This window comes from Streptomyces sp. NBC_00271 (assembly GCF_036178845.1).
GTDB lineage: Bacteria > Actinomycetota > Actinomycetes > Streptomycetales > Streptomycetaceae > Streptomyces.
In genome coordinates this window covers 10,589,473-10,605,994 of the sequence record NZ_CP108070.1, presented here as the reverse complement: position 1 = coordinate 10,605,994, position 16,522 = coordinate 10,589,473, and the positions used below count along the sequence as shown (strand labels likewise).

Below are 16,522 nucleotides of genomic sequence, written 5' to 3'. Positions count from 1 at the left end.
GCCTTCATTTCCGTGCGCCTTCATTTCCGTGCGCTTTCGGCCCCGTGCGCCGCGTCCGATTTCCGCCAGCCAAGGTGGCGGCCATGGCGCAGAGTGGACAGCGGAGACACACTTCGAAAGGACAGGACCGATGCCGGTGTACACAACGTTCGACAGCCCTCTGGGCGAGCTGCTGCTGGTGGGCGAGGAGTCGGTCACCGCGAAGGGCGGCACGGCGCTGGTCTCGCTGTCCATGCCCAGCCAGAAGTCCGGCGCCGTCGTCCAGGACGGCTGGACCAGGGACGAAAAGGCGTTCGCCGAGATCGTCTCGCAGCTGCGCTCGTACTTCGACGGGGTGCTGACCGACTTCGACATCGAATACGTGAGCGGCGCGGGCAGCGACTTCCAGCAGCGGGTGTGGAAGGCGGTGGAGACCGTCCCGTACGGCACGACCGTCAGCTACGGAGAGATCGCCGCGCGGATCGGCGCGTCGAGGGCCGCCGTGCGCGCCGTGGGCACGGCGATCGGCGCGAACCCGCTGCTGCTCGTACGCCCCTGCCATCGCGTGATCGGCGCCAGTGGCTCCCTCACGGGGTACGCCGCCGGTCTGGAGCGCAAGCAGCAGCTCCTTGACCTGGAGCACGCACGCCCGGCCACCTGAGGATCGCCACGATCATGAACACGCTCGACACCACCCACCTGGCGGGTCCGATCGCCGACCGCGTCGCGGCGAACGACTGGACCGCACTGACCGACGAGCTGAACGAGCACGGACACGCACTGACCACTCGACTGCTGACCCCCGACGAATGCCACGGAGTCAGGGCGCTGTACGACGAGCCCGACCGCTTCCGTACCACCGTCGACATGGCCCGCCATCGCTTCGGTTCCGGCCAGTACCGCTACTTCACCCATGAACTGCCCGACTTGATACGGGAGTTGAGGGAGTCGTTCTATCCGCGGCTGCTGCCCGTCGCCCGGGACTGGGCCGACAAACTCCGGCAGCCCGCCCCCTGGCCCGAGGACCTGGAGGAGTGGCTGGCGATGTGCCACGCGGCCGGGCAGGCCAAGTCCGCTCAGATCCTGCTGCGTTACGGGCCCGGCGACTGGAACGCGCTGCACCGCGATGTGTTCGGCGCGATGGTGTTTCCGCTCCAGGTCGTCATCGGCCTCGACGCACCCGGAGTCGACTTCACCGGCGGCGAGTTCATCATGACCGAGCAGCGGCCCCGGGCGCAGTCGCGGGGGTCGTCCACGACTCTCCCGCAGGGGCACGGGCTGATCTTCACCACCCGCGAGCGGCCCGTCGCCTCCCGGCGCGGCTGGTCGACCGGACCGATGCGGCACGGTGTGAGCACAGTCCGTTCCGGGCGGCGTCACACACTGGGCCTGGTCTTCCACGACGCCGCGTGACCTCCGCGCCGAAGCGGCGGTGGCGGGTGACCAGACCGGCGCCCGGCGAGGGGCACGCCTTCGGGCGAGCCCCTTCCCCGCAGCGCGATGTTCAGCCGATGGCCGTCTCGCAAAAAACGCGGTGGTGTCCCACCGAACCCGCTGGTTAGGGTCGCCGGATGAGCACACGTACCTTCCGCGTCACCGTCCGCGGCGTCTTCGACGGGCTCGGCGCGGAGCAACGCGCCGAGCTCCTTGCTCGCGCGTCCGAGCACGACGTGCTGCGCGCCGCCTTCACCCCCGAGGGGCACCTCAGCTACGACCTCGCGGCCCGGCCCGCCTTCACGTTCCGGTTCCTGGACTCGGGAGAGGCGGAGGAGGACATCCTTGAGGCGACCGAGCGCGCCGAGGCCGCCGCGGGGGCGTGGCTGACCGAGCGCGGCTACGGATACAAGAACCTCAGGTCGAAGGCCGAGGACCTGTCCCAGGCCCCCCTCGGCAAACGGCAGCGCCGCGCCGCCGCGCACGGCTCCTAGGACGCTTTCGGCCTATCTTCGACGCGCCCCGTGGCCACGGGGCCGGTTTTGCCGAATCGGCAACAGGCTTGGCTCGCGACACACCGACCGACGCATGATCGTCGGTAGTACCGGAGGCCGCATGCCGAACGGGCCGCTCCGGCCCCTTCACCGCAGCGGCCACGCGTCGAGCCCCCTGGGAGGATCCGTGCCGCAGCCGTCCGCAACAGACCGCGTCCACCGTCTTGTCCCCTCGCCCGCCGGGCGGATCCACCTGGTGGAGCAGGGGACCGGCCCGCTGGTTCTGCTCGTCCACGGTTTTCCGGAGTCCTGGTACTCCTGGCGCCACCAGCTTCCGGCACTCGCCGCCGCCGGCTACCGGGCGGTCGCCATCGACGTCCGCGGCTACGGCCGCTCCTCCAGGCCCGAGGCGCCCACCGCGTACCGGATCCTCGAGCTGGTGGAGGACAACGTCGCCGTGGTGAAAGCCCTGGGTGAGGAGTCCGCGATCGTCGTCGGGCACGACTGGGGTGCGAACATCGCCGCCGTCTCCGCCCTCGTCCGCCCCGACGTGTTCGGCGCGGTCGGACTGCTCAGCGTGCCCTACGCCCCGCGCGGCGGCCCGCGCCCCAGTGAGATCTTCGCGCAGATGGGCGGGGGCGAGGAGTTCTACGTCTCCTACTTCCAGGAGCCAGGCCGGGCCGAGGCCGAGATCGAGCCCGACGTCCGCGGCTGGCTCGCGGGCCTGTACGCGGCGCTGTCCGCCGACACCATGCCCGCACCCGGCGCGCCGGACCCGCACTTCGTGAGCCCCGGGGGCGCGCAGCGCGACCGCTTTCCCACGGAGCGGCTCCCCCACTGGCTCGATGAGCACGACCTCGATCTCTACGCGGGAGAGTTCGAGCGGACCGGGATGACGGGGGCCCTGAACCGCTACCGGAACATGGACCGGGACTGGGAGGACCTGGCCGACCACGACGGTGCGCCCATCACCCAGCCCTCGCTGTTCATCGGCGGCGGTCGGGATGCGTCCACCACCTGGCTGGCCGACGCGATCGCGGCCTACCCCACCACCCTGCCCGGGCTGCTCTCCTCCCACCTCCTCGACGACTGCGGCCACTGGATCCAGCAGGAACGGCCCGAGGACGTCAACCGCATCCTGATCGACTGGCTCACCCGGGTCGCAAGCGACAAGTGACGTTCCCGCCCGAGGCAATCCCTCGATCGGGACTCACCTCGGGCGAGTGGATCGAAGGCCACACCCGGTCGGGCGGGACGGCCGTGTTCATGTGGATGGTCAGCCCGGTGCCGTCGCCGAGCCGTAGCTGCACCACGGAGCCGGCGGGGGCCCACTCCGGCCCCGGCTGCGAGCACACCACCTCGCCCGGTCCCCGATGCCTTCGCGGAACCGCCGGAGGTGTTCGAGCTCATTGCCGTCAAGAGCTGCTTGGGGTGTGGGCGACGGTGCACGGTTCCGGCTCGGCGATCCGGTCGAGGGCGCGCAGCCGGGCTGCCGGGCCTTCCTCAAGGACGTAGGGCGGTTCACGGTCTGCCGTGGCCTGCTGGTCGCCCTATCGGATCTGGCCGATGCCACCGGGCTGACCACGGCGTTCACCGACGCGCTGCGCCGGTTGCGGCCGCAGCCGCGGGACACGCTCCAGGGCGAAGCGCTGTGGCCGTGGCAAAGATGCTCGCCGACGGCAGCGAGGCCATCGCCGACTTCCTGAACCAACTGCTCTGCGACAGGGCGCACCTCGCGCGCGCCGATGACAGCGTCCGCCGGCTGACCGGGTAGGTCCCCTTACGTCACGGACAGTAGCGCGCAGTCCGCCTCCGGGAGTAATGCGAACCCTGGGTACGCCGGGCAGTCTGGAGGTGGGAGCGCATCGTGTGTCCGCAAGCGGCATGGCCTATGGCAGCGACGTCACTGCTGACGCCAGGCGAAATGGGAAGAGGCCCCATGAACGAACACCCGCTGATCGAAGACCACGGACTCATCGGTGACCTGCAGACGGCCGCTCTGGTCTCCACCGAGGGAACGATCGACTGGTTCTGCAGCCCTCGATTCGACTCGCCAAGTATCTTCGGAGCGCTGCTCGACGGTGAGAACGGTGGTCACTGGACGATCACTCCCCAGGCGCCGACGTATGCGACAAAGCAGCTGTACTACCCGGACACCTGTGTGCTGCTGACCAGATTCATGACCGAGCAAGGCGTCGGATCGGTCGTGGATTTCATGCCGCCTGCCTCGCCACGCAATCCGACAAGCCACCACCGGTTGGTCCGCATGCTGCGGTGCACACGCGGTGAGGTGTCGTTCGACATCGAGATCGCCCCTCGGTTCGACTACGCGCGACAACCGCATGAGGTCACCTCGCGCAAGGGCGGCTGGCATCTCGGCAGCCGAGATATGGACTTGACCATCCACGTGGTGGACACACTCGACGACGAACGCCTGGACGACCGGAGGATCCGCGCCGGCGACGTGTTCATGACCGTAGGGCTGCGAGCCGGTATGACCCGCGGCCTCGTGCTGGAGACGTTCGCCGACGGCCCGCCACGCATCATTCCGCCGGAGGAATGCGAGCGTCTTCTGGAGGACACCATCACCTTCTGGCACAACTGGCTGGCGCGTTCACGCTACACCGGACGGTGGCGGGAGATGGTCAACCGCTCCGCCATGACGCTCAAACTCATGACGTATGCCCCGTCCGGGGCCATGATTGCGGCTCCGACCACCAGCCTTCCGGAACAGGTCGGAGGCGAGCGCAACTGGGACTACCGCTACGCGTGGGTGCGCGATGCCTCATTGTCCCTTCATGCCCTGCTCGGGCTGGGATTCGCCGAGGAAGCCGTGGCATTCACCGAGTGGCTGGGTGACCGCGTTCAGGAACACGCCGGTTCGGGTGAACACCCTCTGAGGGTCATGTACCGCGTCGACGGCTCCCCCGACCTGGCGGAACAGACCCTGGGGCACTGGGAAGGCTACCGTTCCTCTGCTCCGGTGCGGATTGGCAACGGCGCCGCTGACCAGTTGCAGCTCGACATCTACGGATCGGCACTGGAGTGCCTCCATTTCGCCGAGCAACGCGGTCTGCCGACGACCTGCCGCATCTGGCAGGCGCTGATCGACACGGTGGACTGGGTGTGCGAGCACTGGGACCGTCCCGAAGCCGGCATTTGGGAAACGCGCGGCGGCGACAAGGACTTCACCTACGGGCGGCTTATGAGCTGGATCGCATTGGACCGGGCCATCCGCATGGCCGCCCAGAGCGGCCGCCCCGCCGAGCTGGAGCGCTGGACCAACCAGCGCAACGCCATCTACTGGCAGATCATGCAGCGAGGTTGGAGTCCGGAGCGTGCCGCGTTCACGCAGTACCTGGGCAGCGACGTGCTGGACTCCGCGCTACTGCGGATGCCCTCCGTCGGGTTCATACCCCCGCAGGATCCGCGGTGGCTCTCGACCTTGGACGCGATCAAGACAGATCTCGTGTCTGACGGCCTCGTATACCGCTACGACCCCTCTTCGTCTCCGGACGGGCTACTCGGTTCTGAAGGCACCTTCTCGGCGTGTACCTTCTGGTACGTCGAAGCCCTCGCCCGCGCCGGCCATCTGCGTGAAGGGCGACTCGTCTTCGAGAAGATGCTCACCTACGCCAATCATCTCGGTCTGTACTCCGAGGAAATCGGGCTGACCGGCGAGCAACTCGGCAACTTCCCCCAAGCATTGACCCATCTCGCCCTCGTCACCGCCGCGCTGAGCCTGGATGCCCATCTCGACGCCGCCACGCCGGGCTTCCCTCCTACCTCACCGCTTCCGGTTCCATATCGCTACCCGCAACCGATGGCAGCAGGGACCGGAGGTCCACCACTCACGCTGTCCACCCCATATCCGTCGGACGACATCATCCGCAGGTGAGCGCACCACCCTTTCCCACAACAGTCGCTGCCTGCGGTAGAAGGCCGTGTCCCCCGGTGATGGCAAGCCGGTCATGGTCCCGGCACGGCGACAAGGTGCGATGATCGATCTTGGTGGGTTCGCTCACCCCGTCGCGCAGTGGACGCCGTTTCGCCCTGGCGGCGAAACGACTACCCCTGCCCTGCACCGCAGGAGTCGGACCAACCCGGTGATCAGGCCGCAGCGGGGATCCAGGCGTCTCGCGCCGCGCCTCGCGGTGGCGCGGCGCCATGAGGATCTGCGTATCCGGACCGCGTCGCACCGCCCGTGCACTGGCGTCAATCACCGGGGCCTGCCCGGCTTCGCACCTCACCCCCGGCAGGGAGACTCACGGTCGGGCGGACGGCGCCCCTGCGGAATTTCAGGCTGCTGCGTGGCGACGGGGGCGGTGGCGGGAGGCAATGGTGGCGGTAAGAGCCTCGACGGCGTCGATGCTTGCGGTGCTCAGGTCGACGGCGCGGCTGGTCGCGGCGCTGCCGGAGCCGTCGGACGCCGCAGCCAGCAGGCCGGAGCGGGCGATGAAGGAGTCGAACACCGACCGCAGTGCCCCCGGGGCCACCGTCTCGGCTCCGGCGGCGGCACGGGCCAGGGCGGCGAGGTGTTCGTGCAGCGGATCGGCCAGTTCGGTCAGCTCCGGCACGACGTCCTGCGCAGTACGCGGCAGGTGTTCGCCCAGCAGCGTGGCACATCCGGCGACCGCGGACACCTGGGTCCTGATCTGCTCCAGCTGCGCACTCGACCAGGGGCCGCGGTGCTCGGCCGGCTCGGCGTGCGCCTGCTCCACCGAGATCTCCAGATGCTCCCTGACCTGCCGTGACCGCGCCCGCAGTTCGTCGATGGCGGCCAGGTCGGTCGCCCCGACGTCGGCGTAGCCGGTCAGCAGCTCGGGGAGCAGCCGGTCCTGTACCCGCAGCCACTCCGCGAGCAGGCCCGGCAGCCGCCGGCTGGACCAGGTCGGCCACACCAGGAAGATGAGTACGGCGAGCGCGGCGCCGACCACCGTGTCGGCGGCGCGCGCCCAGGCAGTGGGCCCGGGCAGCCCGCCGACATGGTGGATCAGGAAGACGATCCAGGTGGTCAGCCACAGGTTGAGCATCAGCTGCCCGGTCCGCAGGGTCACGAACGACGCCGCGGCCAGCACCACCGACGCGACCGCGAGGCCGGTGGGCGACCAGTGCGGCAGGGACAACACCCAGGCGAAGAGACCGCCCAGCACGGCCCCAGCCGCCCGTCCCCAGCCGCGGGCGATAGTGTGCCCGTACCCGGGGAAGAGCACCAGCATGGTGGTCAGGGCCACCCAGAAGCCATGCGCGGAGATGCCCAGCCCGCCCCACCCGCCGATCGACCGGCCGATGACCTCGGCGAGCACCACGCCCACCGCGAGCCGCACCGCATGGCGGAAGATCGGCGACTGGGGACGCAGCTGCGCCCGGATCCGCCGGGCGGTGCGGGCCACGGAGGGTGTGCCCGCGTACAGGCCCGGCACCTCGGTGTGGGGTTCCAGTACATCGCCGAGGTGGTCCTCGGTCGAGCGCTGGGCCAGTTGCTCGGCCAGCCGCAGCCGCGCGGCCAGGTCGCACGGGCCGTGCACGGGCGAGACGGCCGCCCACGACTCCAGGAGGGTCCAGACCTCCTCGGGGGTACGGTTCTCGCGGCCGGAGGCCACCGTACGGGAGATGTTGCCCAGCACTTGCGCGGTGCCGTCCCGTGCCTCCTGGTTCCCTGCCGCTGCCGCCACGTACACCGTCACTCGTACGGTCTGCAGTGCTCTGCCGATGCGCTCGGCCTCTCCCAGCAGACCGAACATGGCCGCCGCCGCCGGTCGGCTGAACTGCGGCAGCAGGTCCAGGGCCTGCCGGGCCGCCGTGAACGGAGCGGACCGGTCCAAGGCGGCGGAGTCGGCCGCGACCGAGGCCTCGGCGAGCGCCTGGTACAGGGCCGCGAGGGCACGGCGCTGCGCGGCGAACCGCGGACCGTACGGCGGGAGCAGCTGCGCCACAACGGTGAGTCCGGTCCCGACCGCGATCCATCCGGCCATCACCAGTCCGCCATGTACGTCGGGAGCGAGATCGGCCGTGATCATCAGCCCGATGACCGCGAGGCAACCCCGGATGCCGGGCGCGACGCCCAGCGTCCACCACAGCCCGGCGGCGAACGCCGTGACCGCGAGCAACAGCAGGAACAGCCAGGTGGTGCCGTGCACCGTGGCGCCCAGCACCGCCATTCCGCTGAAGGCCGCGGACATCCCGAGCGCGTTCACCGCAGGGTGGCGCAGCGGGCTCAGCAACGTACCGATGCCGCAGATGAACGCACCGACGCTGGTCATGGCCCCGGCGACCGGGTCGTCCAGCAGCCGGCCTAGGACCGTGGCGAGCAGCACGGCCAGTACGGCCCGTGCGATCGCCGAGGGGGCGGCGAATGCCCGCTGGATGAGTAGCCCGTCCCGTCCTGTCGTGATCAGCGACGACCACCAGCGCATGTCCGGGCCTCCTTAGCGGCACGGCGCGGGAGCAGCGCTCTCATCCTCTGCCAGTCCCGGCGTGGCTGCCACTCGCTGCGCTGGGACGGCGCCGTCTCCCGGGGGAGGGCGCCGCCGTCCTGGGACTCTGCGGTGCCTGCCGGTCAGGGCCGGCGGGCATCTCCAGCGTCGGCCTGGGCGAGCAGGGCGGTGAACACCCGCTCCCAAGTACCGTTGATCGCCCAGTTTCACAGCCGGGTCCCCGCGTCGTGCACGTCGCGGCGGGCCTTCATGCAGCAGGCCCTGCGCAGCCGCGGTGACATGGATGCCAAGAGCAGCCTCGTTCGTGGCACTGGCAGGTCCGCATGTACGGCGGCAGGGCGTCGCGCCGGGCATGCCCACCCTCGGCGCTCATGCGCGTCCCGCAGCCGCCGGCTGGACGCCAGGACGGGCGATACCCGTCAGCGTCCGCCCGCCCCGCTCGGCCACGGTACGGATCAACACTTCGATGCCCTTGGCCTCGTCGCCGTCCAGCAACTCCATCAGGTAGTCGACCTGGAGCGCGGTGAACGGTTCCAGATATGTGTCACGCGTCGTGGACGGGTCCGCGTGCCCCATCAAAAGCGACAGCGCGTACCACGTGTCCCTCCCAGCCCTTCACCTTCTTCGGCAGTCCGTTCGGCGACAGCCACACCGCCAGCGGTTGGAGTCCGGATGCGGCCCGACGGAACAGCAGACGCCTCTCATCGGGGCTCAGAACGCCAACCGACAGCGAGCCGCCGCCCTCCACATACAACACACGGCTTCGGGTGTTGTAGCCGCTGACCACCCGCAGGTACGCGAGCCGCTCGTAGCTGCCCCGACGCCGGGCCCTGCGTATCACCTCCGTCCGCGAGCCTTCCAATGGATCGGCGTAACCCTCGACTTCACGCAGCACCGCTCGCGGAATCCGATACCACCGACCCTCCTTCGCCCCCCTTCAGGCACGCTGCCGCCAGCCAGGCCCGCGAAAAGACGCGCAGTCGAAGAGCGCAGCAGCCTCCACGTCAAGGACGCTGCCCCACTCCTGAAGACGCAGCCCGGTGCCGTACAGGCCGTCGACGAACGCCACGTCGCGATCCTCGTTCCGTCCGCGCCATCCGGCCCGCCGCGCACCGTCGAAGCCGTAGCCACTCAAACCGACGTCACGCCACTGCTCGAAGGGCACCCGAAGCATCCGCTTCACCTGCCGCCGACGGGAGCTCGACGGCCGAATTCCCCTTCCGCCGGCGGCGCCCGGCACCGAGATCTTGCCCGGACTGGCCCCCTCCAGCACACCCCCGCCCAGACCCGGCGGCGGCTTCAGGAAGTCGTAGAACGCGACACCCCAACGATCCGACACTTCTCCCCCAGAAGATCCATGAGCAAGGCAGACGACAACTCCGGACAGCCTGGAGAAAGAAACGCAATTGGCTGTTCGACACCGGGCCCGGCACGCCGGCGGTGGTCGATCTGGAGCGGGCCCGGCCGCATGCCGTGGTCTTCGACATCGTCCGCCTCGCCTGCGGCCCGTGGGTGGGCCGGCCCGACCTGCGCGCCGCGTTCTTCGAGGGCTACGGCCGCGAGCTCACCGACAAGGTGGAGCGCTCCCTTCGGTGTCTGGCCGCGCTCGATGCCGTGAGCGCCATCTCCTGGGGTGTCCCCCACCACGATCCCGAGATCGTCGCACGCGGCCGCGCGACCCTGGCCCGGCTGGAACGGGGGATGCCGCGTGAGCGAGCCGTTCGCCACCCTCACCGGCCTCGTCGGCATCGCTAAGCGCGGGTCGATGCCCTGACGTTCAGTGCGACGGGCAGGGTGCGCACGGTTCCCGGTGGCGTCCGGCCGGACAGGATCTCGCAGAGCAGGCGGGCGCATTCGGCTCCCATCGAGCGGGGACGCAGGTCGATCGCGGTGATCGCCGGCTCCGCCGTCCGCATCGCCGAGCAGTCCACGCAGGACGCCAGCAGCAGATCCCCGCCCACCGTGCGGCCCGCCGCGCGCAGTTCGGGCAGTACGGCCGCGGCGGCGCCGTCGGGAGCGCACACGACAGCGTCGGTCCCGGGTTCCTGGGCGAGCAGGTCCCGCGCGATACCTCGCAGTACCTCGGGGGTGGCACCGACGGGCGCCTTGCGCAGGACGAGGGGTACGCCGTGATCGGCGCACCAACGGGCGTGGGTCCGTTGGAGGGTGAGGGACCAGTCGGAGGTGGCCTCGGAGGCGATGAGCGCGGGCCGCCGGGCACCGGAGTCGCGCAGATGGTCCAGCAGTTCGGTCATAGACGCCTCGTGGTCGGATCGGACCACCCCGGTCGGCTGCTCATCACCGGCGTACCGCTCGGCCGTCACGACCGGCAGCCCGGTGTTCATCAGGTGCCGGACCACCGGGTCCTCGGGGGCCGGGTCGCACAGCACCAGCCCGTCCACCTGGGGTGGCGCCGTGCCGTGCTGCGGCAGATGGCCGGAGGACAGCAGGGTGACGTTCAGGCCCGCGCCCGCGGCACGCTCGACCACTCCGAACACGAACGCCATGGAGTACTCGGCGCTGGTCAGGAACTCCGGGAAGTAGAGCGCGACGGTGTCCGTGACGGAGGTGCGCAGGCTGCGGGCGCTGCGGTTGGGCGCGTAGCCCAGCCGCCGGGCCGCCTCCAGCACGGCATCCCGGGTCGGTCCCGACACCCGGCCGTGACCGCGCAGGGCGTCCGAGGCCGTGGTCTTGGAGACCGCGGCCGCCCGTGCCACGTCGGCGATCGTGGCCGGGGTGCCGGGGCGTGGCGCCGGCACGGCCGCGGATCCGGGGGTCGGCATCTCCCGTGTCACCAGCCGTGCGTCAGTACGTCGTCCAGCGCGTCGGCGAACACGTCGGCGCTCCGCCGGGTCAGACACAGCGGCGGCTTGATCTTCAGCACGCACTGCCGGTCCGAGGTCGGCTGGACGATCACCCCGAGTTCCCGCAGCCGGTCGCAGATCGCGGCCGTCTCCTCGGTCGCCGGTTCCAGGCTCTCGCGGTCCCGGACGAACTCGACGCCCAGATACAGCCCCGAGCCGTGCACCGCGCCGATCAGTGCGTGCCGCTCGGCCAGTTCGAGGAGCCGGTCCTTCAGGTGGGCGCCGATCTCACGGGCGTTGGTCTGAAGGTCCTCGTCGCGCAGTGCGTCCAGGACGGTGAGCCCGACCACCGAACTGACCGGGCTACCGCCCGCTGAGGAGAAGAAGTAGCCCTGCGTACGGTAGGCGTCGGCGATCTCGCGTCGGGTGATCACCGCGCCCAGCGGATGCCCGTTGCCCATCGCCTTGGCGACGGTGACGATGTCCGGCACCACGCCCTGCTGTTCGAATCCCCAGAAGTGCGAGCCGAGCCGGCCGTAACCGACCTGGACCTCGTCGGCGACGCACAGCCCGCCGACGTCGCGGGTGGCCTCGTACACCTGCCGGAGATATCCGTCGGGGAGGGCCATGCCGCCCGCGTTGCCGTAGTACGGCTCGCACACGAAGGCGGCCAAGGGGCGCCCCTGGACGGCCAGTTCGCGGATCCTGGCGGCGGCTTCGGGAGCGTACCGCCGCGACTGCGGTCCCCGGTGGCGGCCCCGGTAGGAGTTGGGTGCCGCGACGGTGTGCACCCACGGCGGCCGTGAGGCGAGCGCGTTCGGGTTGTCGGCGATCGAGGTCGACACCGCGTCGCTCGCGTAGGTCCAGCCGTGGTACGCCTCCTCCACCGCGACCACGTCCTGTCGTCCGGTCGCCGCCCAGGCGAGCCGGAGCGCGAGGTCCACGGCCTCGGAACCGCTGTTGACCAGGAACACGGTGTCCAGCTCGGCCGGAAGGAGTCCGGTGAGTCGCTCGGAGAGCTCGACCACCGAGGCGTAGTGGAAACGGGAGTTGGTGTTCAGCCGCTGCCACTGCCGGTGCACGGCTTCGCCGAGCCCGGGGTGGCCGTGGCCGAGGATGGTCACGTTGTTCAGCATGTCGAGGTAGCCGCGGCCCCGGGTGTCCACCAGGTGGTGCCGCCAGCCGCGTTCGATCTGGGGCGGCGTCTCGAAGTAGTGCTCCTGGACGGTGGCGAAGGAGTGCTCACGCCGCTCCAGCAACTCCGCTTCTGTGACGGCCTGTTGGGCGTCGCGGGCGGAGAACGGAACACCGTCGGGAGCGGAGGACGGCGCGTCAGGCGCGTCAGGGGCGTCAGGGGCGTCAGGGGCGAGGAAGAGGCGGGTCGGGTCGGGGCACACCTCCAGCCATCCGGCGGCCAGTTCCGGCGGCGCGAACCGTGGCGGTCGGCCCCCGGTGGCGCACGGCCGGAAGAGCTGGACGCCCAGCACCCGTACGCCCCCGTGGGCGGCCACCGTCCCGAGCTGCTGCCCGGAGACGACGGGACCCGGCTGGACCTCCGCGTCGACGCCGTCCAGCAGCAGGTCCAGGCCTCCGGTGTGCAGCGTCACGCCGGTGTCGCCGTGCCGGGTGACCGTGCCCGCCCAGGGTGCCCGTATCTCCGCCGGACCGGCGAGGTGGAGCTCCACGCCGAGTGCGCAGGTCGCGGCGGGGACGGAGTCGTCGACGGTGGTGCGGGTCAGCCGGAACTCGCCGTGCCGGGTTCGTACCGCCTTGTGGCCCGCCGTCAGGGCGGCCCGGGCCAGGGCGGTTTCGGCGTCGGGCGCCAGCCAGCGTCCCGTGTGCAGCTCCTCGCTCGACACGGACAGGTCGAGGCTCGCCACGTCGTCCGGCAGACCGGGCAGCAGCGTATGTTCGGCCACCGGCAGGAGCTGCGCCGACGGGCGGCCGAGGGCGTGCCGCAGCTGGGCCGTCATCACCTCGGCCGGGACGGACACCGCGGCATCGAACATCGCCCACTCGCGGTCCAGCGCCACCGAGGCGTAACTGTTGCCGGGGTCCAACAGAGTGTCGTACTGGCCGCTCACCACCATGACGGAGGTCCGCAGCACGACCAGCGGCCACAGCGCGTCCACTTCCTCGTTCGCGAGAGGTCGCACCATGTGGAAGGCGTGCACGGCGGGCAGCACGGATGCCGGTCCGGCCCCGTGATGATGGAGCACGGAGGCGCAGGTGACCGCCAGTTCGGCCACCGTCCAGCCGAGGCCGAGGTCACCGAAGTCGATCACGCCGACCGGCATCCGGCGGCCGTCCGGAGCCGGTTCGCAGACCACGTTGTTGTCGGTGACGTCACCATGGATCACCTGTACCGGCAGGCGGTCCACGAACGGCTCCAGCAGGGTGTGCGCGGCCCGGGACGCCCGCAGTACCCGAGCGGCCCGTTCCTGGTCGGGCAGGTGGGGAGCGAGCGTCTCGACGACGGTGAGCGCGTTGCGCAGATCCCACAGCAGGGGCCGTTCCTGCTCCACGCCCGCGAAGTCGGCGAGCCCGGCCACGACCCGTCCGGCGAGTTCGCCGAGCCTGGCCACGACCGGTGGTGCGAGATAGCGGCTGTCCATGATCGGCTCACCGGGCACGTAGTCCAGCAGACGGCATACGAGATCCACGCCGCCCGCGCCGAGCCGCTGCACCACCTCGCCGTCGACGCCGGCGTGGGCTCGCGGCAGCCTCAGCCCGGACATCGCGTCGGACAGGCGTTCCACGGCTGCGCACTGGGCGCGCAGCGCGGCCGGGTCCGAGGCGGGGTTGGCGATCTTGAGGACGTAGTCCCCCGTCTCCGTACGCACGCGGTAGTTGCGGTCCTGCTGACTGCCCAGGTCGTGGACGGTTCCCGTCACTCCGAAGCGCTCCGCGAGCACCGCCGACACCTCGGCCTCGTCGACAGGACCGATCGGCCGCACCAGCCAGTCGGCGGACGGGATACCCATGGGGTCGCTCGCTTCCGTTCGGCACGCCGCACGCGCGCGGGGGACCGGCTCAAGGGGTGCCGGAACGTTCCGGCAACCGTAGATTCGCCCGCTGAGGTGTGTCAACGGTCCCGTGGGCGATCCCATAACCGCCCCGTAGCCGCCTCCATGGTTGCTGCGTGGCCGCCCCTTGGCCACCCCGCAGCAGCCCCGTGCAGAACGGCCGGGAAGCGTAGCCCGGCCGCTCGGCGGGTTGCCTTAGCGTGCGCGATTGAACCGGTTCAGCTTCCTCACCGGCATCACTGGGAACCCCGCTGCACTGGGCCCCATTCGACGCCCTGACCTGCGGTTATCCGCCGACCTGCACAAACGTCCACCGCTTCGGCCCGTATCGACCCGTTCCGGCCCGCATCAAGCCGTTTCAGCCCGCCGTCATGTTCCCACGGGAACACCACACGGGAACCGTGAACGCGTAGACGCCTGACCTGCAGATATCCCGCTCCGGCTTCCACGAGTCCGCACCGACCGCCAAGTTGCCCGAAAGCTATCGCCCACCCGCCTCGCCCGTTGCCCGCCAGGTACAGCAGCAGCCATCCGACATGCCGGCAGACAGGGCCGCGCCACGCCGCCGAAAGGTCACGAGCGCGCGAGTTCGTCCCAGTACAGACACCGGCGGGTGCCGCTCACCTGGCAAGGTGGGCCCGCGCTGATGGCGCCGTAGACCGAGGCTTCTCACGGACAACGGGCTCGATCTGCTGCCCACCGCCGTGCCCGGACCCCGCCGGGCAGGCCAGGACACGGTCCCGACGGCTTGAGTGTCACCGTGTGACGCTCAGTTCGGAGTACATCCCGGCGGCGTAGTGGCCTCGGAGGTTGCACACCAGCTCGTAGCGGCCGGGCTGGAGCGTCAGTGTGGTCCAGGCCATGGCGCCGGAGGTGATGCCGTCGCCTTCCCCGGCGGCGCAGGTGCGCGAGGCTTCGCCCAGGCTTCCGGTTTCGGCGATGCGCCCCTTGGCACCAATGGGCCGCTCTCCGACGGCTTGGCCGGCCGGCAGCGGGAGCACGACGACCTCATGTGTGAGGGCTCCAGCGTTGAACACGCGCAGCGACACCGTACCGGCAGGGACCGTGCTCGGGGTGGCGCGCAGCCACATCATGCCCATGCCGTGCTGGCCAGGGCCGGCGCTCGGGGTGTGACCGTGGGGACCGCCCATCATTGCGCCCATCATGTCGCCGACGGTCACGTCCGCCAGATGCCCTGACAGTGCGGGCGGGCTGCACCGTGCGCCCGACGTCGCCCAGCCCGCTGGAGCGGCGTGGCGGAGGGCACCTGTGGTGGCGAGCGTTGCCGTCGTCGCAAGGCCCAGGACCAGGGCTGCCAGTGCCCCGGCGACGGTCAGCCACACCCTGCGGCGGCGCTTGGCGGTCACCGGTGCTCCCGCAGCAGCGCAAGGCGGCGTTTGTACTCGTCCTCCTCGATCTCCCCGCGGGCGAACCGCTCGGAAAGCAAGTCCTCCGCTCGCCTGCCTCCCCAGCCGGAATTCCCGGAGGAGGGCAGGCCGACCTGGTGGCCGTGATGGCTGCCCGTGAGGTAGCGGACGAGCGCGACGATACCGGCGATCACCAGTGCCCAGAACAGCACTATGAAGATAGCCATGAAGATCCAGCCGCCCCAGCCCCAGCCGCCGTCGTACCACATCATGCCGATCGCCTTCTTCGACTGGTGGGCAAACCTCACCTCCAGAATGCGTCACCGGAGGCCGCCACGCCTTGCCTGCTCACCACCCTCCCGCAGGGCAGAGGGCCGGAGAAGGGGCCGTTCGGACCGCCCCCGCCGACGACCGGCCCACAATCTTTGACCGCGGTCGGGATACAGGCCAGCCTCTGCCGCCGTTGTCGAGCGAGCCGGGGCCTTGGGCGCGGGAGTGACCGGCCCACCTGGGCACCGTCAGCAGCCGCCTTCCTCGCCGCGCCAGGACTCGACGTCCTCGCGTACCGCGAGGCCAGCGACGCATAGGACCACGACCGGGTCGAGCCACCACAGGCCGAACAGCGCGTTGGCGAGCAGACCGGCCAGGACGGCGGCGGCCAGGTAGGTGCACTGCAGGTTCTGGGTGCCCTCCCTGCACCGGCTCCGGCACAGTGCGCTGACACACGAAGCGGAGGAGACCACCTCCACGCCGATGCTGCTGGCCCGCTCCCGCCACGTACGGCCCGGGGGCGACGCAATGGCCCAGTCGGGCGGCTCCGACGAGGGATCGGAGTCCATGGGACATGACGTGGGCCGCATGTCCCCGCCGGCATGTTCGTCGCTCACCTGCTGGTCGCGCTGCTGCTGGCCTGTGGCGTGCGTACGGCGAACGAGCCGCGCCCCGTCTCGCCGGAGGGCTCGTCGCACCGCTGCGCCTGCT

General features: G+C 70.6%; 16 protein-coding genes. 7 read left to right on the top strand and 9 right to left on the bottom strand.

Annotated elements, in window-relative coordinates; translation table 11 throughout:
• Window positions 1-130 precede the first annotated feature (130 nt).
• From OG798_RS48290 to OG798_RS48265, 6 genes are all read left to right on the top strand, one after another.
• Window positions 131-640 (top strand): methylated-DNA--[protein]-cysteine S-methyltransferase, encoded by a 510-nt coding sequence (locus OG798_RS48290; protein WP_328759328.1) that lies wholly within the window; start codon window positions 131-133, stop codon window positions 638-640.
• Window positions 641-654: 14 nt separating this feature from the next.
• A complete protein-coding gene (locus OG798_RS48285; RefSeq protein ID WP_328759327.1) occupies window positions 655-1,392 on the top strand; it encodes a 2OG-Fe(II) oxygenase in 738 nt (245 codons plus the stop codon).
• Between the two features lie 158 nt (window positions 1,393-1,550).
• The gene (locus tag OG798_RS48280) at window positions 1,551-1,907 is read left to right on the top strand and encodes a DUF6204 family protein (RefSeq protein ID WP_328759326.1); all 357 of its coding nucleotides are present in this window, start codon (window positions 1,551-1,553) and stop codon (window positions 1,905-1,907) included.
• 187 nt (window positions 1,908-2,094) lie between these two features.
• A complete protein-coding gene (locus tag OG798_RS48275) occupies window positions 2,095-3,084 on the top strand; it encodes an alpha/beta fold hydrolase (protein ID WP_328759325.1) in 990 nt (329 codons plus the stop codon).
• Between the two features lie 474 nt (window positions 3,085-3,558).
• The gene (locus tag OG798_RS48270) at window positions 3,559-3,681 is read left to right on the top strand and encodes a hypothetical protein (protein ID WP_328759324.1); all 123 of its coding nucleotides are present in this window, start codon (window positions 3,559-3,561) and stop codon (window positions 3,679-3,681) included.
• Window positions 3,682-3,846: 165 nt separating this feature from the next.
• The gene (locus tag OG798_RS48265; RefSeq protein WP_121413866.1) at window positions 3,847-5,805 is read left to right on the top strand and encodes a glycoside hydrolase family 15 protein; all 1,959 of its coding nucleotides are present in this window, start codon (window positions 3,847-3,849) and stop codon (window positions 5,803-5,805) included.
• Between the two features lie 400 nt (window positions 5,806-6,205).
• Here the strand turns inward: OG798_RS48265 and OG798_RS48260 are convergent, their stop codons facing one another.
• From OG798_RS48260 to OG798_RS48245, 4 genes are all read right to left on the bottom strand, one after another.
• Window positions 6,206-8,323 carry an FUSC family protein gene (locus OG798_RS48260; RefSeq protein WP_121413867.1) on the bottom strand — a complete coding sequence of 706 codons (2,118 nt, stop codon included), beginning with the start codon at window positions 8,321-8,323 and terminating at the stop codon, window positions 6,206-6,208.
• Window positions 8,324-8,713: 390 nt separating this feature from the next.
• Window positions 8,714-8,920, bottom strand: a complete 207-nt coding sequence (locus OG798_RS48255) for a hypothetical protein (RefSeq protein ID WP_183126982.1) — start codon at window positions 8,918-8,920, stop codon at window positions 8,714-8,716.
• Window positions 8,889-9,239, bottom strand: coding sequence for a hypothetical protein (locus OG798_RS48250; protein ID WP_328759323.1), 351 nt, complete (start codon window positions 9,237-9,239; stop codon window positions 8,889-8,891). Before OG798_RS48250 ends, OG798_RS48255 begins: the two co-directional genes overlap by 32 nt.
• A gap of 42 nt (window positions 9,240-9,281) precedes the next feature.
• Entirely contained in the window at window positions 9,282-9,683 is a 402-nt protein-coding gene (locus OG798_RS48245; RefSeq protein ID WP_328759322.1) for a hypothetical protein, read from the bottom strand.
• A 101-nt stretch (window positions 9,684-9,784) separates the two neighbouring features.
• Here OG798_RS48245 and OG798_RS48240 point away from each other — a divergent pair, with 101 nt between their 5' ends.
• Complete coding sequence (locus OG798_RS48240) at window positions 9,785-10,099, top strand: hypothetical protein (protein WP_147474122.1); 315 nt, start codon at window positions 9,785-9,787, stop codon at window positions 10,097-10,099.
• Here the strand turns inward: OG798_RS48240 and OG798_RS48235 are convergent.
• The 5 genes from OG798_RS48235 to OG798_RS48215 form a co-directional block, all read right to left on the bottom strand.
• On the bottom strand, window positions 10,096-11,127 hold the full coding sequence (locus OG798_RS48235) for a LacI family DNA-binding transcriptional regulator (protein ID WP_328759321.1): 1,032 nt from the start codon (window positions 11,125-11,127) through the stop codon (window positions 10,096-10,098). The two genes, OG798_RS48240 and OG798_RS48235, sit on opposite strands and share 4 nt — an antisense overlap.
• Window positions 11,128-11,135: 8 nt before the next feature.
• On the bottom strand, window positions 11,136-14,132 hold the full coding sequence (locus OG798_RS48230) for an aminotransferase (protein WP_328759320.1): 2,997 nt from the start codon (window positions 14,130-14,132) through the stop codon (window positions 11,136-11,138).
• Window positions 14,133-14,929: 797 nt separating this feature from the next.
• Window positions 14,930-15,541 carry a sulfocyanin-like copper-binding protein gene (locus OG798_RS48225; protein ID WP_121413871.1) on the bottom strand — a complete coding sequence of 204 codons (612 nt, stop codon included), beginning with the start codon at window positions 15,539-15,541 and terminating at the stop codon, window positions 14,930-14,932.
• Entirely contained in the window at window positions 15,538-15,849 is a 312-nt protein-coding gene (locus tag OG798_RS48220; protein ID WP_328759319.1) for an SHOCT domain-containing protein, read from the bottom strand. Before OG798_RS48220 ends, OG798_RS48225 begins: the two co-directional genes overlap by 4 nt.
• Window positions 15,850-16,059: 210 nt before the next feature.
• A complete protein-coding gene (locus OG798_RS48215) occupies window positions 16,060-16,380 on the bottom strand; it encodes a hypothetical protein (protein ID WP_328759318.1) in 321 nt (106 codons plus the stop codon).
• Window positions 16,381-16,522 lie beyond the last annotated feature (142 nt).